Origin of the sequence: Pseudoxanthomonas sp. CF385 (assembly GCF_900104255.1) — a bacterium.
Classification (GTDB): Bacteria; Pseudomonadota; Gammaproteobacteria; order Xanthomonadales; family Xanthomonadaceae; genus Pseudoxanthomonas_A.
On the sequence record NZ_FNKZ01000001.1, the window covers coordinates 1,450,000 to 1,474,125 of the forward strand.

At 68.6% G+C, this 24,126-nt stretch carries 22 protein-coding genes and 2 pseudogenes; 14 read left to right on the forward strand and 10 right to left on the reverse strand.

Going from position 1 to position 24,126, the window contains the following annotated elements:
• The first annotated feature begins 98 nt into the window (after positions 1-98).
• The 4 genes from BLT45_RS06550 (at position 99) to BLT45_RS06565 (ending at position 4,956) form a co-directional block, all read left to right on the forward strand.
• The gene (locus tag BLT45_RS06550) at positions 99-2,513 is read left to right on the forward strand and encodes a putative bifunctional diguanylate cyclase/phosphodiesterase (RefSeq protein WP_093296633.1); all 2,415 of its coding nucleotides are present in this window, start codon (positions 99-101) and stop codon (positions 2,511-2,513) included.
• 46 nt (positions 2,514-2,559) lie between these two features.
• Positions 2,560-3,279 carry a pseudouridine synthase gene (locus tag BLT45_RS06555; protein ID WP_093296635.1) on the forward strand — a complete coding sequence of 240 codons (720 nt, stop codon included), beginning with the start codon at positions 2,560-2,562 and terminating at the stop codon, positions 3,277-3,279.
• A gap of 89 nt (positions 3,280-3,368) precedes the next feature.
• Complete coding sequence (locus tag BLT45_RS06560; RefSeq protein WP_093296637.1) at positions 3,369-4,442, forward strand: GGDEF domain-containing protein; 1,074 nt, start codon at positions 3,369-3,371, stop codon at positions 4,440-4,442.
• Positions 4,443-4,533: 91 nt separating this feature from the next.
• Entirely contained in the window at positions 4,534-4,956 is a 423-nt protein-coding gene (locus BLT45_RS06565) for a universal stress protein (protein ID WP_175455744.1), read from the forward strand.
• A 6-nt stretch (positions 4,957-4,962) separates the two neighbouring features.
• Here the strand turns inward: BLT45_RS06565 and BLT45_RS06570 are convergent, their stop codons facing one another.
• Positions 4,963-5,910 carry a DMT family transporter gene (locus BLT45_RS06570; protein ID WP_093298629.1) on the reverse strand — a complete coding sequence of 316 codons (948 nt, stop codon included), beginning with the start codon at positions 5,908-5,910 and terminating at the stop codon, positions 4,963-4,965.
• Positions 5,911-6,011: 101 nt separating this feature from the next.
• Between BLT45_RS06570 and BLT45_RS06575 the strand changes: the two genes are divergently transcribed.
• Both BLT45_RS06575 and BLT45_RS06580 read left to right on the forward strand, forming a co-directional pair.
• Positions 6,012-6,662, forward strand: a complete 651-nt coding sequence (locus BLT45_RS06575) for a Pr6Pr family membrane protein (protein WP_093296641.1) — start codon at positions 6,012-6,014, stop codon at positions 6,660-6,662.
• Positions 6,663-6,723: 61 nt separating this feature from the next.
• Positions 6,724-8,019 carry an MFS transporter gene (locus tag BLT45_RS06580; RefSeq protein ID WP_093296643.1) on the forward strand — a complete coding sequence of 432 codons (1,296 nt, stop codon included), beginning with the start codon at positions 6,724-6,726 and terminating at the stop codon, positions 8,017-8,019.
• 3 nt (positions 8,020-8,022) lie between these two features.
• Here the strand turns inward: BLT45_RS06580 and BLT45_RS06585 are convergent, their stop codons facing one another.
• Positions 8,023-8,847 carry a DUF72 domain-containing protein gene (locus BLT45_RS06585; protein WP_093296645.1) on the reverse strand — a complete coding sequence of 275 codons (825 nt, stop codon included), beginning with the start codon at positions 8,845-8,847 and terminating at the stop codon, positions 8,023-8,025.
• A gap of 67 nt (positions 8,848-8,914) precedes the next feature.
• On the opposite strand from BLT45_RS06585, the gene rraA reads away from it, so the two are divergent.
• Positions 8,915-9,391, forward strand: coding sequence for a ribonuclease E activity regulator RraA (gene rraA, locus BLT45_RS06590; RefSeq protein WP_093296647.1), 477 nt, complete (start codon positions 8,915-8,917; stop codon positions 9,389-9,391).
• A 136-nt stretch (positions 9,392-9,527) separates the two neighbouring features.
• Here rraA and BLT45_RS06595 read toward each other — a convergent pair.
• A pseudogene (locus BLT45_RS06595) lies at positions 9,528-11,339 on the reverse strand (DUF885 domain-containing protein).
• A gap of 114 nt (positions 11,340-11,453) precedes the next feature.
• On the opposite strand from BLT45_RS06595, the gene BLT45_RS06600 reads away from it, so the two are divergent.
• Both BLT45_RS06600 and BLT45_RS06605 read left to right on the forward strand, forming a co-directional pair.
• Positions 11,454-11,804 carry a GFA family protein gene (locus BLT45_RS06600; RefSeq protein ID WP_093296649.1) on the forward strand — a complete coding sequence of 117 codons (351 nt, stop codon included), beginning with the start codon at positions 11,454-11,456 and terminating at the stop codon, positions 11,802-11,804.
• A 22-nt stretch (positions 11,805-11,826) separates the two neighbouring features.
• Positions 11,827-12,717, forward strand: coding sequence for a DUF2785 domain-containing protein (locus BLT45_RS06605; RefSeq protein ID WP_217629533.1), 891 nt, complete (start codon positions 11,827-11,829; stop codon positions 12,715-12,717).
• A gap of 12 nt (positions 12,718-12,729) precedes the next feature.
• Here BLT45_RS06605 and BLT45_RS06610 read toward each other — a convergent pair whose 3' ends face one another.
• Positions 12,730-13,668: a LysR substrate-binding domain-containing protein gene (locus BLT45_RS06610; protein ID WP_093296651.1), complete on the reverse strand. Its 939-nt coding sequence runs from the start codon at positions 13,666-13,668 to the stop codon at positions 12,730-12,732.
• Positions 13,669-13,774: 106 nt separating this feature from the next.
• Between BLT45_RS06610 and BLT45_RS06615 the strand changes: the two genes are divergently transcribed.
• Complete coding sequence (locus BLT45_RS06615) at positions 13,775-14,671, forward strand: DMT family transporter (protein WP_093296653.1); 897 nt, start codon at positions 13,775-13,777, stop codon at positions 14,669-14,671.
• A gap of 6 nt (positions 14,672-14,677) precedes the next feature.
• Here the strand turns inward: BLT45_RS06615 and BLT45_RS06620 are convergent, their stop codons facing one another.
• The 3 genes from BLT45_RS06620 to BLT45_RS06630 all read right to left on the reverse strand — a co-directional run bounded on the left by BLT45_RS06620 (position 14,678) and on the right by BLT45_RS06630 (position 17,421).
• Complete coding sequence (locus BLT45_RS06620) at positions 14,678-16,075, reverse strand: DUF2867 domain-containing protein (RefSeq protein WP_093296655.1); 1,398 nt, start codon at positions 16,073-16,075, stop codon at positions 14,678-14,680.
• A 17-nt stretch (positions 16,076-16,092) separates the two neighbouring features.
• Positions 16,093-16,422, reverse strand: a complete 330-nt coding sequence (locus tag BLT45_RS06625; RefSeq protein ID WP_093296658.1) for a metalloregulator ArsR/SmtB family transcription factor — start codon at positions 16,420-16,422, stop codon at positions 16,093-16,095.
• 90 nt (positions 16,423-16,512) lie between these two features.
• Positions 16,513-17,421: a peptidylprolyl isomerase gene (locus BLT45_RS06630; RefSeq protein ID WP_093296660.1), complete on the reverse strand. Its 909-nt coding sequence runs from the start codon at positions 17,419-17,421 to the stop codon at positions 16,513-16,515.
• A 132-nt stretch (positions 17,422-17,553) separates the two neighbouring features.
• On the opposite strand from BLT45_RS06630, the gene BLT45_RS06635 reads away from it, so the two are divergent.
• The 3 genes from BLT45_RS06635 to BLT45_RS06645 all read left to right on the forward strand — a co-directional run bounded on the left by BLT45_RS06635 (position 17,554) and on the right by BLT45_RS06645 (position 19,787).
• On the forward strand, positions 17,554-17,919 hold the full coding sequence (locus tag BLT45_RS06635) for a PadR family transcriptional regulator (protein ID WP_093296662.1): 366 nt from the start codon (positions 17,554-17,556) through the stop codon (positions 17,917-17,919).
• Positions 17,916-18,836, forward strand: a complete 921-nt coding sequence (locus BLT45_RS06640) for a sensor domain-containing protein (RefSeq protein ID WP_093296664.1) — start codon at positions 17,916-17,918, stop codon at positions 18,834-18,836. The genes BLT45_RS06635 and BLT45_RS06640 overlap by 4 nt, the downstream gene beginning before the upstream one ends.
• A gap of 66 nt (positions 18,837-18,902) precedes the next feature.
• Positions 18,903-19,787, forward strand: a complete 885-nt coding sequence (locus tag BLT45_RS06645; protein WP_093296667.1) for an alpha/beta hydrolase — start codon at positions 18,903-18,905, stop codon at positions 19,785-19,787.
• 27 nt (positions 19,788-19,814) lie between these two features.
• On the opposite strand, the pseudogene phaZ reads toward BLT45_RS06645, so the two are convergent.
• Together phaZ and BLT45_RS06655 are read right to left on the reverse strand one after the other, a co-directional pair.
• A pseudogene (gene phaZ / locus BLT45_RS06650) lies at positions 19,815-21,053 on the reverse strand (polyhydroxyalkanoate depolymerase); the annotation flags it as partial.
• Positions 21,054-21,134: 81 nt separating this feature from the next.
• Positions 21,135-21,743, reverse strand: coding sequence for a class I SAM-dependent DNA methyltransferase (locus BLT45_RS06655; protein ID WP_093296671.1), 609 nt, complete (start codon positions 21,741-21,743; stop codon positions 21,135-21,137).
• 99 nt (positions 21,744-21,842) lie between these two features.
• Here BLT45_RS06655 and BLT45_RS06660 point away from each other — a divergent pair, with 99 nt between their 5' ends.
• Positions 21,843-22,259, forward strand: coding sequence for a CopD family protein (locus BLT45_RS06660; RefSeq protein ID WP_093296673.1), 417 nt, complete (start codon positions 21,843-21,845; stop codon positions 22,257-22,259).
• Between the two features lie 50 nt (positions 22,260-22,309).
• Here the strand turns inward: BLT45_RS06660 and BLT45_RS06665 are convergent, their stop codons facing one another.
• The gene (locus tag BLT45_RS06665) at positions 22,310-24,004 is read right to left on the reverse strand and encodes an alkaline phosphatase (protein ID WP_093296675.1); all 1,695 of its coding nucleotides are present in this window, start codon (positions 24,002-24,004) and stop codon (positions 22,310-22,312) included.
• Between the last annotated feature and the right edge of the window lie 122 nt (positions 24,005-24,126).

Consider the following 24,126-nt stretch of genomic DNA (forward strand, 5'->3'; position numbering starts at 1 on the left):
CGCCTGCCCCTCAAGCCCGGGCCGTCCTGGCCGATGAACGAGCGCGGGGGCCTGCGTGTCCGGCCTCCGCACAGCGGCAGCACCGACGGGAGCGGTACGTGGACCACAAGGACGCAGCACCTGCCGGCGAACCCGCCGGCACCGACCACGACAGGGGACTGAAGCGCCTGCCCGCCCGGGTGATGGCGCTGATGCTGCTGTCTGCGCTGGGTGCGCTGCTGACCGCCGCGATCCTCGAGACCCAGGCCGGTGCGACCGCCTACATCATCGGCGAGAGCCACTGGTCCAAGGCGCAGCAGCGGGCCGTGCACAGTCTCTACCGCTACGTCAGCCAGGGCGATCCGGCCGACCTGCTGGAGGCACGCACCGCCCTGCAGGTGCCGCTGGGCGACCGTGCGGCACGGCTGGCGCTGGAACAGGATCCCGTGGACGTGGCCGCCGCGCGCGCCGGTTTCCTGCAGGGCGGCAATGCGCCCGGCAATCTCGATCGCCTGATCCGGATGTACCGCGTGCTCAGCGACGCACCGTACTTCCGCGACTCCGTCCGCCTGTGGCGCGAGGCGGAAGTGGAAATCCTGCACCTGGTGCGCCTGGCCGACGAACTGGAGGCGCAGCGGTCCGCGGGCCGTCTCGACGCCGGCGAGGTGGCGGCCTACCAGCGCGAGCTGACGGCCATCGATGCCCGCGTGCGTCCGCGCGAGATCGCGTTCTCGCGTTCGCTGGCCGACGGCGCGGACTTCATGCGGCACGTGCTGCTGGCGCTGAGCGCGCTGGCCTTCCTGGTGCTGTGCGCGTACGCGCTGCATGTGATGCGGAAGACGCTGCGGCGCGTGCGCGAGACGGAGAGCGAATTCCGCATGGCCTTCCACCAGTCCGCGGTGGGTATGCTGAAGCTCGACCGCGACGGCCGCTTCACCCAGGCCAACGAAGCGCTCGCGCAGATCCTGGGCCGGCCGCTGCAGGAGATCCGCACACTGCGGCTGCACGACGTACTGCATGCCGACGACATGCGGCTGGATGCGCATGACGGGATCGATTGGGACCGCCTGCTGGAACCCGGCGAGCGCCGACTGGTGCGCCAGGATGGCGAGGTGCGCTGGGTCCGCTGGACCGCGTCGGTGGTTGCGGCACGCGCGGATCAGTACGGGCGCTTCTTCGTGCTGATGGAGGACGTCTCCGACGCGCACGAACTCGCCAGCGAGATCGCGCACCAGGCCAGCCACGACGAACTCACCGGGCTCATCAACCGTCGCGAGATCGCCCGCCGGCTCGGCTGCGCGCTGGGCCAGGCGCGCGGCTGTGCGGGGCGGCATACGCTCTGCTACATCGACCTGGACCAGTTCAAGCTGGTCAACGACACCTGCGGCCACGAAGCCGGCGATCGCTTCCTGTGCCATTTCGCCAGCCGGGTCGCATCCCAGCTGCGCCGTGACGACTGGCTGGGCCGGCTGGGGGGCGACGAGTTCGCGATCCTGCTGCACGACACCACGCTGGAAGAAGCCGAAGCCGCGATGGCGCGCATCCACGCCTCGCTGGCGGATGCCTCGTTCCAGTGGAGCGGTCGCGCGTTCGGGCTGAACTGCAGCATCGGCGTGGCCGAGATCAACGATGCGGCGGTGGACGTGGACTGGTTGCTGCGCGCGGCCGACGCGGCGTGCTACATGGCCAAGGAGGAAGGCCGCAACCGCATCCGCTGCTACCGCGATTCCGACCCCAGCCTCTCGCGCCGCCGGCAGGAACTGGAATGGGTGGCGCATACGCAACTGGCGATCGCGGAGGACCGGCTGCTGCTGTACGCGCAGCAGATCGTCGCGCTCGACGGCAGCGACCGCCTGCAGTACGAAGTGCTGGTGCGCCTGCGCGACCGCGAAGGCCGCGTGCACGCGCCGGGCATGTTCCTGCCGGCGATGGAGCGCTACGGGCAGGGCATGGCCGTGGATCGCTACGTCATGGACGCCGTATGCCGGCATTTCGCGCGCCATCCGGCGCAGCTGGCGCGCGTGGAGCTGTGCCACGTGAACGTCTCCGCGCAGTCGATCGCCGACCCGGCCTTCCACGACCACGTGAACCTGCTGCTGGACCGGCATCCCGGCATGGCGCAGCGGCTGTGCTTCGAGATCACCGAGACCGCGGTGATCGCCAACCTGGACGATGCCTGCCGTTTCATCGACGGCATGCGCGCACGCGGCTGCTGCATCGCGCTGGACGATTTCGGCAGCGGCCTGTCCTCGTTCGGCTATCTCAAGCGCCTGGCCGTGGACATCCTCAAGATCGACGGCGCCTTCATCCGCGACCTGGCCAAGGGCGAATCCGACCTCGCCCTGGTGCGTTCGATGAGCCAGATGGGCCAGGCGCTGGGCAAGGTGACCATCGCCGAATGGGTGGAGTCGGAGGCGGTGATGGCGCAGCTGCGCGAGGTCGGCATCGGCTACGTGCAGGGCTATGCGGTGCACGTGCCGTGCCCGCTGGAGGCCCTGGCCGCGGTCGATGAGCCGGTGGTGGAGCCCGCCTGAGCGCGCAGCCGGCGACGCGGGGCGGCCGATCCCGGATAATGGCGGCATGACCGTCCGCCTCAACAAGTACATCGCCGAAACCGGCTTCTGTTCCCGCCGCGAGGCCGACCGCCTGCTCGCCGAACGGCGCGTCACCGTCAACGGCATCGTCGCCGGCACCGGCGCGGTGGTGGGCGAGGGCGACGAGGTGCTCGTCGATGGCCAGTCGCTGAAGGTGCGCGCGGTGAAGGCCGGCAAGCGCCGACACGTCTACATCGTGCTGAACAAGCCGGTCGGCATCACCTGCACGACCGAATCCTCGGTGAAGGACAACATCGTCGACTTCATCGGCCACGAGCAGCGCATCTTCCCGATCGGACGGCTCGACAAGGATTCGGAAGGCCTGATCCTGCTGACCAGCAACGGCGACATCGTCAACCAGATCCTGCGCGCGGAGAACCGCCACGAGAAGGAGTACCTGGTGGCGGTGAACAAGCCGGTCACCGACGAGTTCCTGCGCGGTATGGCGCGCGGCGTGCGCGTGCACCACGAGATGACGCTGCCGTGCCGGACCAGCCGGATCGCCAAGTTCGGCTTCCGCATCATCCTGACCCAGGGCCTGAACCGGCAGATCCGCCTGATGGCCGCGGCGTTCGATTACCGCGTGACCCAGCTCCGGCGCGTCCGCATCGACAACGTCAAGCTGGGGGACCTGAAACCCGGACGCTGGCGCAATCTGACCGACCAGGAACTGCGCGGCCTGCTGCCGCAGCAGGATGTCTGGTAGGGGTAGCGTGACCGGGGTCGCGTTAGCGCGGCTTACCTTTGCGGCAAACGCAGGCATACTGCGCGCGACTCCAGACCCTGATTGCCGGCATGAGCAAACCGCCCAAGCCCGACAACGAAGAACAACGCCTTGCTGCGCTGCGCAGCTTCGACATCCTCGACAGCGAACCCGAACGCGCGTTCGATGATCTGGTCCGCATCGCCGCCGGCATCTGCGGCGTGCCGATGGCGGCGGTGACGCTGATCGACCGCGACCGCCAGTGGTTCAAGGCGCAGGTCGGGATGGAGAGCCCGGATCCGTCGCTGGAGACCTCGTTCTGCGCGCACACCGTGCTGGATCCCGGCGCGGCGACCGTGGTGTCCGATGCGACCCGCGACACCCGCTTCGCCGACAATCCGCTGGTGACCGCGGCGAACGGCATCCGCTTCTACGCCGGCGCGCCGCTGGTGACGCAGGAAGGCTTCGCGCTGGGCGCGTTGTGCGTGGTGGACGACCAACCGCACGAACTGGCGCCGTTCCAGCTGCAGGCGCTGGATGCGCTGTCGCGGCAGATCGTCCAGTTGCTGGAGCTGCGCCGCGTCAGCAAGCAGCTGCGGCACCAGTTGCACGAGCGCGACTGGTACGAGCAGCAGATGCAGCTCTACCAGGACCAGCTGGAACAGCAGAACGCCGATCTTTCGGAACAGACGCGCACCGATCCGCTGACCGGGCTGCCGAACCGGCGCGCCTTCACCGCCGCGCTGGACGGCGCCATGCAGAAGGCGGCGCAGAGCGGCGATCCGCTCGCCGTCGCGGTGCTGGACGTGGACCACTTCAAGACGGTCAACGACATCCACGGCCACGACGAGGGCGACCGCGTGCTGGTGGCGCTGGCCGACATGCTGAAAGCGCAGGCGGCCGGCCGCGGCCTGGCTGCGCGCCACGGCGGCGAGGAGTTCGTCATCCTGATGCCGGGCGCCACCCTGGAAGAAGCGCGCCTGCAATGCGAATTCATGCGCCAGAGCGTGGGCCTGCTGCCGATGGGCCTGCCGATCTCGGTCAGCATCGGCCTGGCCGCGCGTCTGCGCGACGACACCGCCGAGACCATGTTCCGTCGCGCCGACCAGGCGTTGTACGAGGCCAAGCGCAGCGGCCGTGACCGCGTGGTGGTGGCCGCCGCCTGAGTTGATCGGGATCAATGCGGGCTGCGTCAGGGCGACGCATCCTGCCTCCGTCGGCGGCGCACGGTGCGCCCGCCCCCAACGGAGCACGATGATGAAGATCATGTTGGCCGTGGACGGAAGCGAGATCGGCCTGGCGGCTGTCCGCCACCTGGTGCAGTTGAGCGCGTCGTTGGCGGAGACGCCGACCGTCATCCTGTTGTATGTCGATCCGCCGCTGCTGCGGTCGGTCGCCCTCGAGCTGGGCAGCGACGGCGTGGAGCGCTACCACGCGGAGAACGGCGCCTATGCGCTGAAGAAGGCGCGGACCGCCCTCAAGCGCGCGCAGATCCCGTTCGTCGAAAAAGTGCTGGTCGGCGAGCCCGCCGAGAGCATCGTCAAGCAGGCGAAGGCCGGCAAGGCCGACCTGGTGGTGATGGGCACGCACGGCCGCGGTGCGCTGAAGCAGCTGTTCGTTGGCTCGGTGGCGCTGAAGGTGATCGCGACCAGCCCGGTGCCGGTGGTGGTCGCCCGCTGAGGTGCGTCAGTCGACGATGCCTTTCGCCTCGGAGGTGCCCAGCACCTCCGGGTGCTCGATGCGCTTCTTGCGCTGGCTCAGCGGGTGCAGGAACACCGCGGCCAGGATGATGCCGACGCCGAGGTAGAACAGCGGGGTCAGTTCGCGCTGTTCGCCCAGCAGCACGATGGCGAGCACGATGGCGTAGACCGGCTCCAGGTTGGTGACCAGCTGCACGCCATAGGCGCTCAGGTGCTTCAGCGCGACCAGCGACAGCGCGAACGGCAGCAGCGTGCAGGCCAGCGACAGGATCACCAGCAGTACGCCGTCCTTGAGGCCGGGCAGCACGAACAGGTCGCCGGCGAAGGCGGGGAACAGCATCGGCATCAGCGGTGCGAGCGCGGTCAGCAGCAAGGTGCCCGCACCCAGCTCGAGCCCGGTGATGGTCAGCGGTTCGCCGTGGTCGATCAGGCGCTTGTTGAGCGGGCCGAACACCGCGACGAGCAATGCCGACAGCGCGCCGACCAGCACACCCAGGCGCATGCCATCGGGAATGCCGCCGACCACCAGTGCCACGCCCGGCAGCACCGCGATCCCGAACAGCAGTTCGCGCCACGAGAACGGGCGGCGGGTGAGCCAGGGCTCGATCACCGAGGTGAAGGCGGGCGCCAGGGCGATGCAGGTCACCGCGACCGACGCATTGGACAGCTTGATGGCCCCGTAGAACGTCAGCCAATGCAGGGCGACGATCAGGCCGATGCCGCAGTACGCCAGCACCAGCTTCAGCGGCATCGCGCGCAGACCACGCCAGACGCGCGGCAGCAGCGCCAGCGCCGCGACCACGATCAGCATGCGCCACCACACCAGCGGCAGCGCGGAGAGGCTGATCATCTTGCCCAGGATGGGGGTGAAGCCCCACAGCAGCACGCACAGGTGGATCTGCAGCTGGGCATTGGCGGTCGGTGTCATCGGCATGCGTGCATTGTCGCCGAAGCGCCGCATGGCTGGCGATCAGACCACTCCCGACCGGACGCCTGGCATGGCAAGCTGGCAGGACCGTGGATCGAGGATGACCGATGTCGCCCGCACGCCTGTCCGCCGCCTCCCGCATCTCCGCCGGCATCGTCGGCGCACTGTCGCTGGCCGCGTTGCTCCTGCAATACGTGCTGCTGGTGCAGCTGACCCGCGACAATGTCGGCGTGGCATTCGGCACGCTGCGCTTCTTCAGCTACTTCACCATCCTCAGCAATATCGCGGTGGTGGCGGTGGCCTGGACGGCCGCTGCAGGCGGGACGGGCTTCTTCGCGCGTCCGCGCGTGCGGGCGGCGGTGGCGCTCTATATCGGCGTCACCGGCTGCATCTACTTCTTCATCCTGCGCCATCTGTGGCAGCCGCAGGGCGCGCAATGGTGGGCCGATACCGGGCTGCACTACGCCGCACCGCTGGCCTATTGCGCATGGTGGCTGGCCTGCGTGCCGCACGGGACCCTGAGCGCGCGCGACGTGTTGGCGTGGTTGTCGTTCCCGCTGGCCTACGTGATCTGGGTGTTCGTGCGCGGGGCCTGGGTGGGCGAATACCCGTATCCCTTCATCGACGTCGGCCAGCTGGGCTGGGCGCGCGTGGGCGTGAACGCCGTGGGCGTGCTGGGCGTCTTCGTCGTGTTGGGACTGGTGTTGCTGGGGCTGGATCGCATGCTCGGCCGGGGTCGGCGTCCGCTGCCGCCCTGAACTGGACGAAGGCGTGGCCGCATGCGATGGTCGCCCGCCGCCCCGTTTCGACCTCCCTTGCATGAACGCCTCCGCCGCCCCCGTCCATCGTCCCTTCGACCGGCGCGACGCGAAGACGCTCGGCCTGTCGGCGTTGGGCGGCGCGCTGGAGTTCTACGACTTCGTGGTGTTCGTGTTCTTCGCCAAGACGCTGGGGGCGTTGTTCTTCCCGCCCGGCACGGCGCCCTGGCTTGCACAGCTGCAGGTGTACGGCATCTTCGCCGCGGGTTACGTGGCGCGCCCGCTCGGCGGCATCGTGATGGCGCACTTCGGCGACCGGCTGGGGCGCAAGCGCATGTTCACGCTCAGCGTCTTCATGATGTCGGTGCCGACGCTGCTGATCGGCCTGCTGCCGACGCACGCGCAGGTCGGTCTGCTGGCGCCGTTGCTGCTGCTGGCGATGCGGATCGTGCAGGGCATCGCCGTCGGTGGCGAAGTGCCCGGCGCTTGGGTCTTCGTGGCCGAACACGTGCCGCGCAGCCGCGTCGGCATCGCCTGCGCGACGCTGACGGCGGGCCTGACTGCCGGCATCCTGATCGGCTCGCTGCTGGCGGCGTGGATCAATGCGCGTTACAGCGCCGCCGAGGTGCAGGCCTGGGTGTGGCGCGTGCCGTTCCTGCTCGGCGGCGTGTTCGGCTTCATCGCCGTGTGGCTGCGGCGCTGGCTGGAGGAGACGCCGGTGTTCGTCGAAATGCGCGAACGCCGGCAACTGGCGCGACGCATGCCGGTGAAACAGGTGCTGGCGGCGCATCGGCCGGCTGTGGTGCTGTCGATCCTCGCGTCCTGGCAGCTGACCGCGGCGATCGTGGTCGTCGTGCTGCTGACGCCGACCCTGGTGCAGACCAGCTTCGGCATCGCGCCCGCGGTCGCGTTCCGCGGCAACAGCCTGGCGACGCTGGCGCTGGTGTTCGGCTGCCTGGCGGCCGGGTGGGCGGTGGACAGGATCGGCGTGGGACGCGCGCTGCTGTCGGGTTCCCTGGGGCTGGTCATCGCCGCTTACGCGCTCTACGGCGCGCTGGTGGCGGGCCACGAGGCGCAGTTCGTGGCTTGGTACACGCTGGCCGGATTCTGCTGCGGCGTGGTCGGGGTGACGCCGGCGCTGATGGTCGCGGCGTTTCCGCCGGACGTGCGCTTCTCCGGCCTGTCGTTCTCGTACAACGTAGCCTATGCGGTGTTCGGCGGACTGACGCCGCCGCTGCTCGCCTGGTTGTCGAAGGCGTGGGGCCCGCTCGCGCCCGCCCACTATGTGGCGTTCACCTGCCTGGTCGGTGCGGGTGTCGCGGGCTGGATCATCGCGAAGCGCCCGTTGCGCTACTGAGTGCTACTTCGCCAGCCTGCGGATAAGCGCCATCGCCGCGGCGGGATTGCGTTCCTTCGCGCTGCTGATGAAATACACGAACACATCGCGATGCGGTAGCGCTGGCGCGTGCTCACCCACATGCGGCAGTTCGGCGATGTCTTCACCACGCGACCATGCGCGTGCACGTTCGGCCCACAGCGCGAGTTCCTTTGGCGGGTAGCCGGTGTCGATCGGCTGCGAGCGCATCAGACGCGCATAGACGAAGTCCGCGGTGAGGTCGGCGAAGGAGGGATGTTCGGTGGAGTCGGTGAAGACCGTGGCTACCTTATGCCGCCGTGCGAGTTCGATCAGGCCGGCATCTACGGCGGCCGGATCGCGGACTTCCAGCGCATGCCGCAGCGGCCGGTCTTCGATGTCGCGCGGCAGCAGCGTCAGGAAGGCGTCGAGTTCCTCGGCGTCGACGCGACGGCCCGCTTCGAACTGCCACACCAGCGGGCCGAGCTTGGCGCCCAGTTCGGCGATGCCGCCGACGAAATCCTCGACCTGCGCACGCGTCGACGCCAGCGAGCGCGACTGCATGATCCGCTTGGGCGCCTTGGCCGAGAACACGAATCCCTCGGGTGCCTGGTCGCGCCAGCTGGCGTAGGTCGCTGGCTTCTGCGTGCTGTAGTAGGTGCCGTTGATCTCGATGGCGGTGAGCTGGCGGCTGGCGTATTCCAGCTCGCGCCGCTGCACCAGGCCGGCGGGGTAGAAGTTCTTGCGCCAGGGCGCGAAGGTCCAGCCACCGATGCCGACGCGGATGCCGGCCGTCGCGACCGGGGGTGCCGAAGCGAAGAGATCGTCCATGCGCGCAGGATAGCGTGGCGGCGTCATCGCCGCGTTACCATCGGACACCCCAAGCCGGAGCCCGCACATGACCTGGACGACCCCCGATCTGTGCGACCAGTACCCGGACGTGCAGGTCGCAGCGCCGGTGTTCCGCGGCTATGGTGGACGCGTCGCGTTCGCCGGACCGGCGGTGACGGTGAAGTGCTTCGAGGACAATTCGCGCGTGCGCGAACTGGCGGCCACGCCGGGCGAGGGACGCGTCATCGTCGTGGACGGCGGTGGTTCGCTGCGCCGCGCGCTGCTCGGCGATCAGATCGCCGCGAACGCGGTGAAGCACGGCTGGTCCGGCTTCCTGATCTTCGGCTGCGTGCGCGATGTCGATGCGCTGGCGGCCTTGCCGCTCGGCGTGCAGGCGCTGGCGGCGCATCCGATGAAGACCGAGAAGCGCGGCCTGGGCGAAGTCGGCGTGCCGGTGGCGTTCGCCGGGCTGTCGATCGCGCCGGGCGACTGGATCTATGCCGATGGCAACGGCGTGATCGTGGCGACGTCGCGCCTGACGTAGAGCCGAGCTTGCTCGGCTGCTCTTTCGCGAAGAAGCGGAGCAAGCTCCGCTCTACAGCGTGCGGTGGACGTCGCTGGATCCCCGCGTTCGCGGAGATGACGTCCCGGGAAAGGCGCGCTGCGCGCGCGCCGGGACGTCACTTGATCGGTTCGTCCAGCATCAGCTGGCGCACGAAGCGCACCGGCGGCGCGCCGTAGGACAGCACCTGGTCGTGGTAGGCCTTCAGGTTGAACTGCGCGCCCTGCTTGGCTTCCGCCGCCTTGCGCATGTCGAAGTGCTCCTGCACGCCGACGAACTACGTGGGCAGCTGCGCCGACGTAAGCTGCGCGCGCGTCCACTTGCCGGCCGCTTCGCGCTCCTGCTGGAAGGTCTGGCGCACCATCAGGTCCATCGCCTGTTCGCGCGTCCAACCATCGACCTGCACGCCCTGGTCGAGGATCGCGTTGGCGATCGTGCGCAGGTAGAACTTCATCTGCACCAGGCGGAACAGCGGATCGTTGTCGAGGTAGCCGGCGTCGGCCATCATCTTCTCGGTGTAGACGGCCCAGCCCTCGGCGAACATGCCCGAGCGCAGCACGGCGCGCAGCGTCGACGGGAACTTGGCCGAATGCCAGCCTTCCAGGTAATGGCCCGGCGTGCCCTCGTGGATGCTCAGCAGGTGGATCATCCGGCTGTTGTATTCGCGCAGGAAGGAGTCGACCTGCTTCTGGTCCCACTCGTCCGGGATCGGCGAGACGGCGTAGAAGGTCTTCAGGTTCTTGTCGAGCGGGCCGGGCGAATCGCAGTACGCCACCGCCACGCCGCGCTGGAACTCCGGCATCTCGATGATTTCCACCGGCGCGTCCGGCAGCGTGACCAGGTCGTGCTTGCGGACGAACTCGGTGGCCTGGGCCAGCGCGGCTTCCGCGTCCGGCACCACCTTGTCGCGGGCCGGACGTTCGGCGTAGGCCAGCTCGAGCGCGGCTTCGATCGCCTTCTGCTGTTCCTCGGCGGTGGGCGTTTCGGGCAGGGCGGGCGCGCCGGGCTTGTCCTTCAGCACGGTGCGGGCGATGCCGTACATGTCTTCGCGCACGCGCTTGAGCTCGCCTTCGGCGCGCTGCTTGATGTCGGCGCGCGACAGCGAGGAGAGCAGGGCGAACTGCAGCTTCTGGTCGTACAGCGTCTGGCCGATGCGGAAGTCGCCCTTCGCGTTCGGCACCAGCGTCTTGTCCAGCCAGGCCTGGTGTTCGGCCACGGCCTTCTTCAGGTTGTCGATGGCGGCCTCGGCCTGCGCGCGATCGGCGTCCGTCAGGTCCTTGAGGTGCGGCGTGATGAAGGTCTCGACGATGCTGAGGATGCCGGCGTTCTGCTTGGCGACGGTCTCGGCGTGCACCTTGGGCACGCGCGCGGGATCGAGGTTCTCGCGCGCCTGCGCCAGCAGCGCGGGAATCTTCTGCATGCGCGCCGTGGCGGACTTCAGGCGGTCGGGCAACGGCGCGAACTCGCGCGCCATCAAGCCGTAGATCGCGCCGCCGGCGACATTGTTGTAGACCTGCGGATCCCATGCCCAGCTCTGCAGGGTTTCGGCGGTCCAGATGTCGTACTGCAGTTGGTTGCGCAGGATGGCCGCATCGACCTGGTTCTCGCGCGACAGCGCGGCGATGTCGGTGGCATCCAGTTCGGCCAGGATCTTCTTGCTGAAGTCCAGGCCCTTCTGCCGGCCGGCCGCGCTCAAATCGTCGAGTTCGCCGTCGTATTTGTGTTCGCCGATCTGGGTGGCGCCGACGGGAGAGAGTTGCAGCCAGCCTTCCAGCGCGCGCGTCGACAGGCCGGCGAAGGCGGCATCGGCCTTGGCGGTGTCCGCGACCGCAGCCGAGGTATCGGCACCCGGGGCGACGGTGGGGGCTTCGCTCTTCTGGCAGGCGGACAGCGAGGCCAGGAGGGCGGCGGCGAGCAGGGTCTTGCGCATGGGAGTCCTGTTGCGGTGCAGCGGTGGGCGGAAGCGACAGCATAGGCCGAAGGTCATGCCTGCGCCCGTGCCATTCGATATACGCTTGGTTTCCAGCCAACGGGGAACCCTGCCATGAAGCACGAAGGAAGCTGCCACTGCGGGCGGATCGCGTTCGAGGTCGAAGGCGATGTCAACGACGTGATCGACTGCAACTGCTCGCTCTGCCGTCGGCGTGGCGGCCTGTTGTGGTTCGCGCCGCGCGAGGCGCTGGTGTTGAAGACGCCCGAAGGCGACCTGTCGACCTATACGTTCAACAAGCACCACATCCAGCATCACTTCTGCGCTGTCTGCGGCATCGCGCCGTACGGCGAAGCGGCGCATCCGAAGACCGGCGCCCTGATGGCCGCCGTCAACGTACGCTGCCTGCCCGGCGTGGACTTGGCGGCGCTCAAGGTGAGTCCGTTCGACGGCGCGAGCCTCTGAGCGTTCCGCACAACACGAGGGCATGACGATGCATGCACGGGCATGGCTGGCATGGGTGGGGCTAACGCTGTCGCCTTCGGCGATGGCCGCGTGTCCGCCGGAAGGCACGGATGTGTCTTCATTGCGGTTGATGAAGGAACAGACATTCATCGTGTCGGATGACGTGCGTGCCGCCTTGGTCGCGACGCTGCCGGCCTGTCTTTCCGACCCGGATCCGGCGCTGCGCGACGGTGTCGCCTACGAGGCGCTCAGCGCCTGGATGCGCGCGGGGAAGCTGGACGTGGCGCAGCGGCGCGCGTTGCGCGACCGCCTCTACGCGACGCTGGACGAGGAGGGCGGCAACGGACTGGGTCCGCCGTTCGCCGCGCTCGTCCTTTCGGAAGTCGCACGCACGGACCGGATGTCGTCCTGGATGTCGGCGGAGGAGCGCGCCGTCATGGTGGAACGGGCGGCAGCTTATCTGTCCTCGGTGCGCGACTACCGCGGATTCGATGCGAAGGAGGGCTGGCGTCATGGCGTTGCCCACGGTGCGGATTGGTCGCTCCAGTTGGTGCTCAACGAACGCGTGGACCGTGCGCAGGTGGAGACGCTCCTGCGGGCGGTCGCCGCCCAGGTGGTGCCGGCAAATGCGCATGCCTATGTCTTCGGTGAGCCGGGACGATTGGCGCGGCCCGTGCTGTACGCCGCGAAGCGCGGCGTGCTGGACGAAGCGGCGTGGACGCGCTGGTTCGACGCGTTGCCACCGCGGTTGGGCGACGCGAACCAAGCCTACGCCGACAGCGCGTGGCTTGCGCGCCGCCACGATCTGATGGCGTTCCTGATGAGCGTCCATCTGGACGCCGACCAATCCGACGATGCCAACATCCGCGCGCTGAAGCCGATCGTGGTGCAGGCGCTCAAAGCCGTGCCCTGACGCTGTCCCCGACTACCGATGGCCGGCGCGACCCAGGAAATCGTCCGGCATCGGCGGTAACGGCGTGCGCTCGTCGCGCGCCTCTTCCTTGAGCCAGTCGATGAAGGCCTGCGCCGCGGCGCTGGGCGGTTTGTGCGCCGGGTGCACGGCGTAGTACGCGAAGCGGGCTTTCAGTGCGGGGCCGGGCAGGCGCACGAGTTCGTAGCGCTGCAGGTAGGGCTGGGCCACGTGCCGACGCGCCAGCGCAGCGCCCACGCCATAGACCGCGGCGCGCATCGCGTCAGTGCTGTCGTTGAAGCTGTGCATGGTCGGCAGGCGCAGGCCGCGCACGCCGGCGGCGCGGAACCAGTCGCGCCAGCCCTGCAGGGCGAGATCGGTCACCAGCGGCAGCTGCGCGATCTGGCGCGGCTCCTTCACGTCCTCGATGCCCGGCAGGGCGGGGGATGCGACCGGGAACAACTCATCGTCCATCAGGTGATGCGACGTCAGGCCCGCCCAGTGGCCGGGGCCGTGGCGGATGCCGAGTTCCGGCCCTTCGTCGTCGAAGCGGGTCAGCGCGATGCCCGTGTCGACATGCAGGCGGATGTGCGGATGGCGCACGCAGAAGCGGGGGAGCCGGGGCAGCAACCAGCAATACGCCAGCGAGTGCAGCGTGGTGATGCGCAGGGTGGTGGTCTTGCCCGCCAGCTGCAGGTGGGAGGCGACCGCATCGATGTCGCCCAGCGCTGCATTCGCCGCATCCGCGAGCTGCCGGCCCTCGACCGTGAGCTTCACGCCGCGCGCATGGCGCTGGAACAGCGCCACGCCCAGCAACGTTTCCAGCTTGCGCACGTGGTGGCTGACGGCGCTCGCGGTGAGGTGCAGCTCGTCGGCCGCGTGGGCGAAATTCTGGTGGCGTGCGGCGGCGGCGAACACGCCGAGGGCGGGCAGCAGGGCGGGACGCAGGCTCATGACGGCTCCAGGCACAAGCCAGATTTGTGGCTTGGCCGTATCGTACGCGCTTGTGGGCCGCACGCGTTCCGCCAGAATGGTGCCAGGCACGAACGAGGGTGCACCGATGACGCAGGGCAACGCCGCCGTGGGACCGCTCCCCGAGGTGGCCGGGCGCGACTGGCGCACGCCGCTGGAGCTGCTGGCGCTGGGCGCCATCTGGGGCAGTTCGTTCCTCTTCATGCGCATCGCGGCGAACCCGTTCGGGCCCTTCGCGCTGGTGGAAGTGCGGCTGGCGCTGGGCGCGCTGGTCCTGCTGCCGTTCCTGTGGCGCGAGCGTGCGCACTTCCGTGCCGGCATGTGGCCGCGCCTGGCCATCATCGGCGCGATCAATTCAGCGATTCCCTTCCTGCTGTTCGCGTGGGCGGCACAACGTTCGCCCGCGGCGATCGGCGCGATCTGCAACGCGATGACCGTGCTGTTCACGGCGCTGGTGGGGTTCTTGTTCTTCGGCCAGAAGATCGGCACGCGCCGTTCGCTGGCGCTGCTGGTGGGCTTCGTCGGCGTGGTGGTGCTGGCCACCAGCAAGGCCGGCGGCCTGAGCGTCGGCGGCGCGGTCGTGGCCGGCTCCACGGCGGCGTTGCTGTACGGCGTAGGCGTCAATCTCGTGCGCAAGCACCTGAGCGGTATTCCGCCGGCCGCCGCTGCGGCGGCGACGCTGAGCTGCGCGGCGCTGCTGGTGCTGCCGTTCGCGGCGACGCACTGGCCGACGGGCGCGATTCCCAACAGCGCGTGGGGCGCGGCGATTGCGATCGGTGTCGTCTGCACCGGCTACGCCTTCCTGCTGTATTACCGGCTGATCCAGCGGATCGGTCCGGCGCGCGCATCGACGGTGACCTACCTGGTGCCTCTGTTCGGCGCGGGCTTCGCCTGGGCGTTCCTCGGCGAGCCGGTGACGCTGGCGATGCTCGCCGCCGGCGCGCTGATCCTGGGCAGCGTGGCGGTCAGCCAGCGCGCCGCCTGACCGGCGTCAGGCGAACAAACCCTGCGCCAGCGAAAGCGGCGCATGCCGCCGCGCCGCGCCTTCCACCGCCATTCGCAGCATGGCCGGCGCGATGTACGCATGGTGGACGCCGCTGATCGCACCCATGTAGGCGCGACCGAAGGCGTTGCGGCACCGCACGCGGGTGCCCAGGGTCACTTCCACGCCGTCTTCGGTGATCTGCACGCCCACGCAGGACCGGAATGCCAGGTGCCGGTCGTCCGCGCCGAGGATCACTTGCGCGCGCCGCCCATCGGCATCGACCTGCTGCCCGAGCACCGGATAGCGCCCGGCGAACAGCGGGCCCTCCGCGGTGGAAAGCAGTGAGGACACCGGGCATCCCAGCGGTGAGGTGCGCAGGCGCAACGGGCGCACCAGCACATTGCGCAGCCGCATGAGCTGGGTCACGCCGGTGGGGCGGTACTGCAGGAAGCCTTCCAGCACATCGGCCATCAGTGCCGACGCCGTGGCCGTCGCCGTGCCCTGCAGGCGCAGGCTGAACGTGTCCTGGTGGTGGAAGCCCGGCAGTTCGTCGGACAGCAGCGATCCGACTGGCGGCGATGGCAGCGCCTTCACCGGCGATGCGCGGCCCTCGACGAAGCCGATCTCGCCGCACCAGCCGGCCAGGCGCGTGCGCAGCCGCCCGGCACGCGCGCGCAGTGCGGCGCAGAGATGCTGCTGCCAGCTGCCTGGCGGCGCATGCAGGGCGAGACGCACGGTGGGAATGCGCTGCGCATGCGCCGGATGGGCGGCCAGCCAGCCCTGCACGGCGGACGGCAGCGTTTCGGTCAGCGTCGCGATGTTCGCCTCGCCGGCGAGCACCTTGTCCTGCAGGGCGCCGTGCGGCAGGCCGCCGAGTTCGTCCGTGTGGCAGGACAGCGCGAACAGCACCGGATGCGTGGTGCCGGCCTGCAGCGGGGCGAACTGGTGCCAGGTGCCGCCGCCGAAGCGCACGCTGAAAAGCGCATCGGCCGGCAGGTCGACGTGGTGGAGGGCGGCGGCGAAATGCGCGGGGTCGCGCGCGAGCTGTTCGTCGGAGGCGGTCGAGAAGCGCAGGCGCGCGCCGCCGCTGCCGGTCACCGCGGTGAACGTGCGATGCCCGGCGTGGCGATGGAAAGGATGGCCGTCGGCACCGACGGTGAAGGTGTAGAGCGCGCTGCGTTCGCCGGCCTCGAAATCCGGTGCGGCGATGCGCACCGACGGTTCGTCGAGCGCGTCCACGAAGCCCGGATGCGTGCGCTGCAGCGCGCCGGTCTCCGCGTGCAGGCGGTCGCCCGCGCCGGGCCCGAGTTGCGCCAGCAACACCACCTCCACCGGCAGCCCGCCCGAGTACGAGCGGATGCGGGCGGTGGGGAAACCCGGGACGACGTCGGCATGGCGATGCATGGGGGCTCCTCGAGGATTCAGCGGGGTTTGGGCGTGGCGGTCTTGCGTGCGCGTGCCTTGGCTTCGCGCTTCAGCGGGCCGGCGGTGGGGCAGACCTCGAACGCGAAACCGGTCAGCGTGTTGACGAGGTTGTCGGGCGCCAGCCGGTAGAAGACGAACTGCCCCCGCTTGTCGCTGCTGACCAGGCCGGCGGCTTCCAGCACGGACAGGTGGCGCGAGATGGCCGGCGCGCTCATGTCGAAGCGCGCGGCGATCTCGCCGGCGGTGAGTTCCTGCGCGGACAGGTAGGCGAGGATTTCGCGACGCGGGCGGGAGGCCAGGGCGTCGAAGATGCGGTCGACTGTCATGTGGACTTAGATAATTAACGTATTTGCTATATATCTAAGTACGGGGCGCCGCTGTCAAGCGCCGCCCGTCGGGACGGCGCTCGTGGAGGCTCAGCGGGTCGGCGGCGTGCGCACCGGCAGCGGCACGTTGCACAGGTCGATGTGGCCGGCAGGACGCACGTACCAGCCGTCGCGCCGGTTGCGGCGCGCTTCGGTGGCGGCGGCGAAGGTCTTCGAGTCCGTACGCAGGACCTGCAGCGGCGTGCGTTCGGCTTCCGGCACATCGCGGGCCAGGCGGACGGCGGTGATCGGCGTGCGTTCGGTGGCGTTCTCGTAGAAGCCCATCGGCTCCGGCCCGCGCGGGATCGCGCTCAGCAGTTCCATGCCCTTCACCACGCGGCCCACGAGGGTGATGTTGCGGTCCAGTTGCCGCGGCGACTGACCCGTGACCACGTACAACTCGCTGCCGTTGCTGCTGTCCGGCGGACCGCCGCGGCCTGCGCCGAGCGCGCCGTAGCAATGGGCCAACCAGACCTCGTTCGTCTTGGGATCGCGCCCTGCGGGGAAACCCTCGACGAAGCCGACGTCGGGCGCCCAGCCGTCCGCGTCGGGCAGCGGCGTGAAGGCCACGCCCTGGGAGGTGCGCGCGAACTCCGCCGGCAGCTTGGTCTTCGCGGTACCCAGCGGCTTCGCCTTGGCGGTGTCTTCCGCATCGGCATCGCCGAACTGCACCACGAAGTTGTCCTGCGAACGGTAGATGCCCAGTCCGTTCCAGAAGCCCTCGTGCGCCAGCGTGCGGATGTTGGCCGTGTGCTCCGGTGCGAAAGACGGTGCCAGTTCGATCACCACGCGGCCGCCGGGCACGTCCATGTAAAGCGTGTTCGCCGGGTCCAGGGTGCGCCAGTCGGCGTCCGGCGAGGCATCCAGGATCTCCTTGGCGCTCAGGTACTTCGGCGGTTCGGCCGCGTGCGCGGCGGGCAGGGCGAACAGGCAGGTGAGCAGCAGGGGCGTCAGGCGCATGGCGGATCCGGGGCGGTAGGTGGGCCGATTGTAGGGAGGCCGCCGGTCCCAGTGACTACTGGCACATTCGCTATATCAAACTTCGTAATAGCATCCTCTCCAACCTAGCGGCCGGTCCGCAAAGGGGGAGCGATGAACGAACCCGACATCCACCTGAAGAAGTTCCAGAAAGAGCTCAGCGCCGGCACCGTCTCGCTGGCGTTGCTCGCCGTCCTGGCCCGCGCCGGGGAGCCGTTGTATGGCTACCTGATCGCCAAACAGCTGGAACGCGTGGGCGAAGGCGTGCTCAGCGGCAAGCAGAGTGCGCTGTACCCGGTGCTGCGCAACCTGGAGGGCGGCGGACTGCTGGACAGCTTCGTCGAACCCTCCGTCGCCGGGCCGCCGCGCCGCTACTACCGCATTACCGAGGCAGGGCGGCAGACCCTGCAGGCGTGGACCGCCGCCTGGCGCGCCACCCGAGATTCCGTCGATTCCGTGCTTGAGGGGATTCCTGCATGAACACCACCACCATCACGCCGGGCACGTTGCCCACCACGATCCCTGCCTACCTGGAGCAGTTGCGCGCCGCGCTGTCGGGCGCCGACAAGGCCATGGTCCAGGACGCCCTCTACGACGCGGAGGAATACCTGCGCGCGGAGATGGCGGCCAACCCGGGTACGTCGGAAGCCGACGTCATCGCCTCGGTCGCCGGCAGTTACGGCGCACCGGAGGAAGTGGCCGACATCTACCGCGACACCGAAGTCACCGTGACCCGCGCGCTGCGGCCGCCGGCACCGCCCAAGCGCACCTCGCTGGTGGGGCGCTTCTTCGGTGTCGCCGCCGATCCGCGCACCTATGGCGCGCTGTTCTACATGCTGCTGTCGCTGGCGACGGGTACGTTCTATTTCACCTGGGTCGTCACCGGCGCCAGCCTGTCGGTCGGCCTGCTGATCCTGATCGTCGGCATTCCGCTGCTGCTGCTGTTCCTGATGTCGGTGCGGCTGCTGTCGCTGGTGGAAGGCCGCATCGTGGAGGTGCTGCTGGGTGAGCGCATGCCACGCCGCCCGCTGTACACGCAGCGCGACAAGCCGTGGACGACGCGCCTGCAGGAACTGTTCACCGATGGCCGCACCTGGACGGCGATGCTGTACCTGGTGCTAATGCAAGCGCTGGGCACGGCCTACTTCACCATCGCGATCACCTTCCTGGCCGTCTCGCTGAGCCTGATGGCGGCACCGGTCATCCTGCTGCTGGGCCACGCCGGTGCGTTCGACGTCGACGTCATCAACCTGACGCCGGATTGGCCATGGCTGTGGCCGGTGTGCTTCCTGGCGGGCTTCCTGCTGCTGTTCGGCACGCTGCACCTGGCACGCTACATCGGCCGCTTCCACGGCTGGCTGGCCAAGCACCTGCTGGTGCGCACGCCGGTGGTGTGAGGCATCGAACGCCGGGCCGCTTCTGCGGCCCGGTATTTTTTCGAAGAGATCCAAGGAACCGTCGTCATGCGTCATGGTCTTGTGCGCCTGCTGTGCCTGTCGCTGCTGCTGGTCGCGTCTGCACCGCGCGCTGAAGGACTCGCCGGCATCGCATCGAAGGACGTCAGGTTCGAGAGCGACGGCGTCACCCTCGTCGGTACGCTATTCCAGCCCGAACACCCGCGCGCCGCCGTCGTCATCGTGCATGGGTCGGGCCAGGAGAAGCGCATGGCGGATTTCGCCGTGCGCCTGGCCAAAGACGGTATCGCGGTACTGACGTACGATAAGCGCGGCGTCGGCGAGTCGGGTGGCCTCTACGCAGGGCCCGAAGTGGGCACCAACAACGTCGATGCGGCCAATCTCGACATGCTGGCCACGGATGCGGACAAAGCCGTGGACACACTGAGGGGGCGTCTTCCTTCTCGCGAGATACCCGTCGGGCTGGTCGGCTTCAGCCAGGCGGCCTGGATCATTCCGCTCGCCGCCAGGAAGAATCCCGCCGTGCAGTTCATGGTGTTCTTCAGTGGACCGGTCGTGACGGCGCGCGAGCAATTGCGCTTCCAGTTCTACACGGAAGGCGCGCCGGATTTCTGGGCGACGCACACCGAGGCCGAGGCGCGGGACCACATCAGCAACGATCCGGATCGCTACGCATTCGCCGACACCGATCCGCGCGATGCGCTCGCGGCGCTGTCGATCCCGGGGCTCTGGCTGTACGGGGACGTCGACGTCCAGGCACCGGTGGGGCTATCGGTCGAACGTCTCGATGCGCTCAAGGCGCAGGGCAAGGCGTACGAGTCCAGGGTGTTCCCCGGACTGGGGCACAACGTGGCGTTCTCGGGTTCCAGCGAACCGGTGGACGCCGCGGTGCGCTGGATCATCACGCGCTCCGGCTCGCCGGGCGCGCGCTAGGCCAACGCGCCGCGCGCGTCAGCCCGCGTACTTCGCGATGAAGTCGCGCACCTGCGGATAGACGTTGTCGCGCCAGCGGCGGCCGCTGAAGATGCCGTAGTGGCCGGCGCCTTCGACGGTCAGGTGCTTGTGGTGGGCTTTCGCGATGCCGGTGCACAGGTCGTGCGCGGCAGCCGTCTGGCCCTGGCCGGAGATGTCGTCCAGCTCGCCTTCGATGCTCATCAGCGCGGTCTTCTTGATGGCCGATGGCGTCACCAGCTCGCCATTGACCTTCCACTTGCCGCGCGGCAGCAGGAACTCCTGGAACACGGTGCGGATCGTGTCCAGGTAGTACTCGGCCGGCATGTCGAGCACGGCGTTGTACTCGTCGTAGAACTTGCGGTGCGATTCGGCGTCCTGCATGTCGCCCTTCACCAGGTCCGCGTAGAAGTCCCAGTGCGACATGAAATGGCGGCTGGGATTCATCGCGATGAAGCCGGCGTGCTGCAGGAAGCCGGGATATACGCGGCGGCCTTCGCCCGGGTAGGGCATGGGCACCGTGTTGATCACGTTGTTCTCGAACCACGACAACGGGTTGCGCGTGGCGAGGCTGTTCACTTCGGTGGGGCTGCGGCGCGCATCGATCGGGCCGCCCATCATCACCAGCGAACGCGGCGTGGCTTCGCCGCGCGCGGCCATCAACGAGACGGCCGCCAGCACCGGCACGGTCGGCTGGCAGACGCTGATCACGTGCAGCTTGTCGGCGCCGATGTGGCGGATGAAATCCTCCACGTAGGCCACGTAGTCGTCGAGGCTGAAGGCGCCTTCCGACGACGGCACCATGCGCGCATCGACCCAGTCGGTCACGTAGACCTTGTGGTCGCGCAGCAGCGTGCGCACGGTGTCGCGCAGCAGGGTGGCGTGGTGGCCGGAGAGCGGCGCCACGACCAGCACGACCGGGTCGTCCTTCAGCGTGGTGATCGTGTCGGCGTCGTCGGTATAGCGCTTGAAGCGCAGCAACCGGCAGAACGGCTTCCTGACGATCTCCTGCTCAACGACGGGAACGGTGCGGCCTTCGACCTCAACCTCGTGGATCTCCCACGCGGGCTTCTCGTAGTCCTTGCCGATGCGGTAGATCAGTTCGTTGCCGGCGGCGATGCGCTCGGCGCCCGGCATGTTGGACAACCAACTGGTCGGGGCAGAGAAGATGCGCGCGTTCGCTTCGGCCATGTAGGCCAGCGGCGCCATCCATGCGCGTCCGAGTTCATGCAGTTGGTACAGGGTCATGGCGGTCCGAAATCCCACTTTTGGTGCGCGGTGCTGCGCCGCAGCATACCCCAAAAGGCGAGGGTGCCGCGCGAGGCCTGTTCAGGTTATCGGCCGATCATCTGCGGCCTCCAGTACCGCGACATCGCCGGCCAGGCGCGGGCCCAGCCAGCAGTGGTTGCCGATGGACTGGAAACCCTCGCCGTTGAAGGCCTGCCGGTACCAGGCGGCCTTGCGCGGCTGGAAGCCCTCATGGTCGCCGTCGAATTCGTCCTCCCTGGCGAAGGTCTCCAGGAACGCCACGCCTCCGCACAACGCGGCCAGGCCAGGCAGTCCCCGCTTGAGGTCGCGCGTGGGCACGTAGTGCAGCACGTCCGAGCACACCAATAGATCGGCGGGTTCGCACGGGCGCAGGTACTGGAAGTCCTCGAAGCGCGCATAGTGCAGGTTGCGGGTGCGCCCGAACCGTCGGATGGCGTACTCGCTGCCGTCGAAGCCGAGGTACTGCACCTTCGGTCGCAACTTCAGCAGCGGCGCGCGCCACGCGCCTTCGCCGCAGCCGATGTCGAGCACTGTGCGGATCGGGCGCTCGAGGTGGTATTCGGCCACCGAGACCGCCATCGCGACCTTGCGCGCGAGCCTCGGTGCGCCGCCGATGTCGCCTTCGCGGTACCAGCGCTGGAAGTAGTCGGCGTCGTACTGCTTGGTCATGCGCGTGTCCGGGGTGCGGAAAAGCGGGAAGCTTACGCGATGCGGCGCGCTATCCTATGCGCCGCACGCCATCCCGCGCAGCCAGACGGAGCCAGCCGCATGTACTTGTGGGTCAAGACCTTCCATCTCGTCTTCGTCATCGCCTGGATGGCGACGGTCTTCTACCTGCCGCGCATCCTGGTCAACCTGGCCGAGACGGCCGGACAGCGCGACGTGCAGGCGCGCCTGCTGCTGATGGGCCGGCGCCTCTACGGCTTCGGCCACAGCATGTTCGGCATCGCGGTGATCCTGGGCGGCGTGCTGTGGTTCCATTTCGGCATCAGCGGCGGGTGGCTGCATGCCAAGTTGACGCTGGTCGCACTCATCCTCGCGCACTTCATCGTCACCGGCCGCTGGCTCAAGGGCGTGGCGAAGGGGCGGTCGCTACCGTCGCCGACCGCATTGAAGTGGTTCAACGAACTGCCGCTGTTCGCGCTGATCGCGATCGTGTGGCTTGTGCTGGCAAAGCCGTTCTGAACCGTGCGCCCCGACCGTGTCGGGGCCCACCGCTCACTTCTTTTCGAAGCTCACTTCTTCTCGAAATCGCCGATCTTCGGCAGCTCCACCGGCACGCCATTGGCGTCGCAGGTGCCGGCGGCGCACAGGCGTGCGCGCAGCTTCGGGGTGGCCTGCACGATGACGTGGTAGATCGTGTTCTGCTCCAGCGTGCCGCGGAAGGCGTCGCTGCCGGGGCCCGTCGCCCAGATGCCGACGTCTTCGCCGCCGTGCGATTCCGACTTCAGCGGCACCAGGGCTTCCTGCAGGTAGTCCGGATGCTCGGTGTCGACATGGCTCAGGTCGGGACGGCCCTCCGATGGCTCGACGCTGCTGGGCGCATGCAGGAATTTCTTCGGACCTGCAGGTTGACGGTTGCTGGCACCGGTATAGCCGGGGCCATTGGCGTACGTCAGTGTGGTGAACGTCATGCCGTTCTGGTCGCGCGCGAGGTCGCCGGGCGTGTCGTCTTCGCCACCCTGGCCGCGGACCTTGCCGAGGATGGGATTGCCGCGCACCGGATAACCGACGAAATTCAGCGTGTGCGAGTGGTCTGCGGTGACCAGGATCAGCGTGTCGTCGCGCGAGGTCGCTTCCAACGCGGCCTGCACGGCATCTGACATCGCGACGGTTTCATCGAGCGCGCGATACGCGTTGCCGTAGTGATTGGCGTGATCGATGCGCGCGCCTTCCACCAACAGTACAAAGCCCTCCGGATTGCGCGAGAGCGTATGGATCGCCGCGCGGGTCAGGTCGGCCAGCGACGGCTCGCCCTGGTCGTCCTTGCGGCGGTCGTGTTCGAACTGCATGTGGTCGTATTCGAACAGGCCGAGCAGCTGCGGCGCATCGGCTGCGGCTTTCAGCTGCTGCGTGTTCCACACATACGCGCCCTGCGGATGCGCCTGCTGCCATTCGGCCACCAGGTTGCGGCCGTCCAGGCGCTGGCCGACCTTGTCGTCTTCCTCCGGATCGCGCACGTCGACCGGCAGGAACTCGCCACGACCACCGGCCAATGCGACGGTCGGGCCACGGCCGAAGCGCGCGGCGGCAAGCAGCTGCTGCGCGATGTCCGTGCAACCCGCGGCAACGGCTTCTTCCGGCAGGTCGCTGTCGTTTTCCCAGTCGCGGTGCGGAACGTGCGCGTACGTCGCAGCCGGCGTCGCGTGGGTCAGGCGCGCGGTAGTGACGATGCCCGTCGCCAGGCCGGCGCTGTCGCCAAGCGTCAACCAACTGAGCAGGTGCTTGTTGCGGCTGTCGGCGCAGTCGTTCTTGTGACCCGCGGAGACGCCGATGGCACCCATGTGCGATTTCACGCCGGTAGCGACCGCGGTCATCGTGCCGGCGGAATCGGGCGTCTGCGAGTCGGTGTTGTAGGTCTTGCTGAAGGCGGTGTGCGGGAAGCGTTCCCAGCTGAGCAGGTTCTCTTCACCCGGCGTGCCTTTGCGCTGGCCTTCAAAGATGCGCGCGGCGGCGACGGTGGTGAGGCTCATGCCGTCGCCCAGGAAGACGATGACATTCTTCGCGCGGCCCTGCATGGCCCCGTTGCCGGCCGCTTTGGCAGCACCACTGCGATACCACCACTGTGGGGTCTCGCCCTGCGGATGCGCCACCGGCGCGACGTCGACATGAAGGGAGGAGGAAACGGTAGCCGAGGTGCTGGCGCAGCCGGCCAGGACAGTGAGCAGGATCGCGCCGGCGAGCGGCGGTACGACAGAGCGCAGGTGCATGGTGAACCGGGGGAAGGCGGACGCGTCATTATGCCGTCCGGGCAGTGTCCTGTTCATGACACCCGGCATTCCGCCCGCAGGGTCGCCCCCGGAGAGGGCTTGGGCTAAGGTGTTCCGTCCGT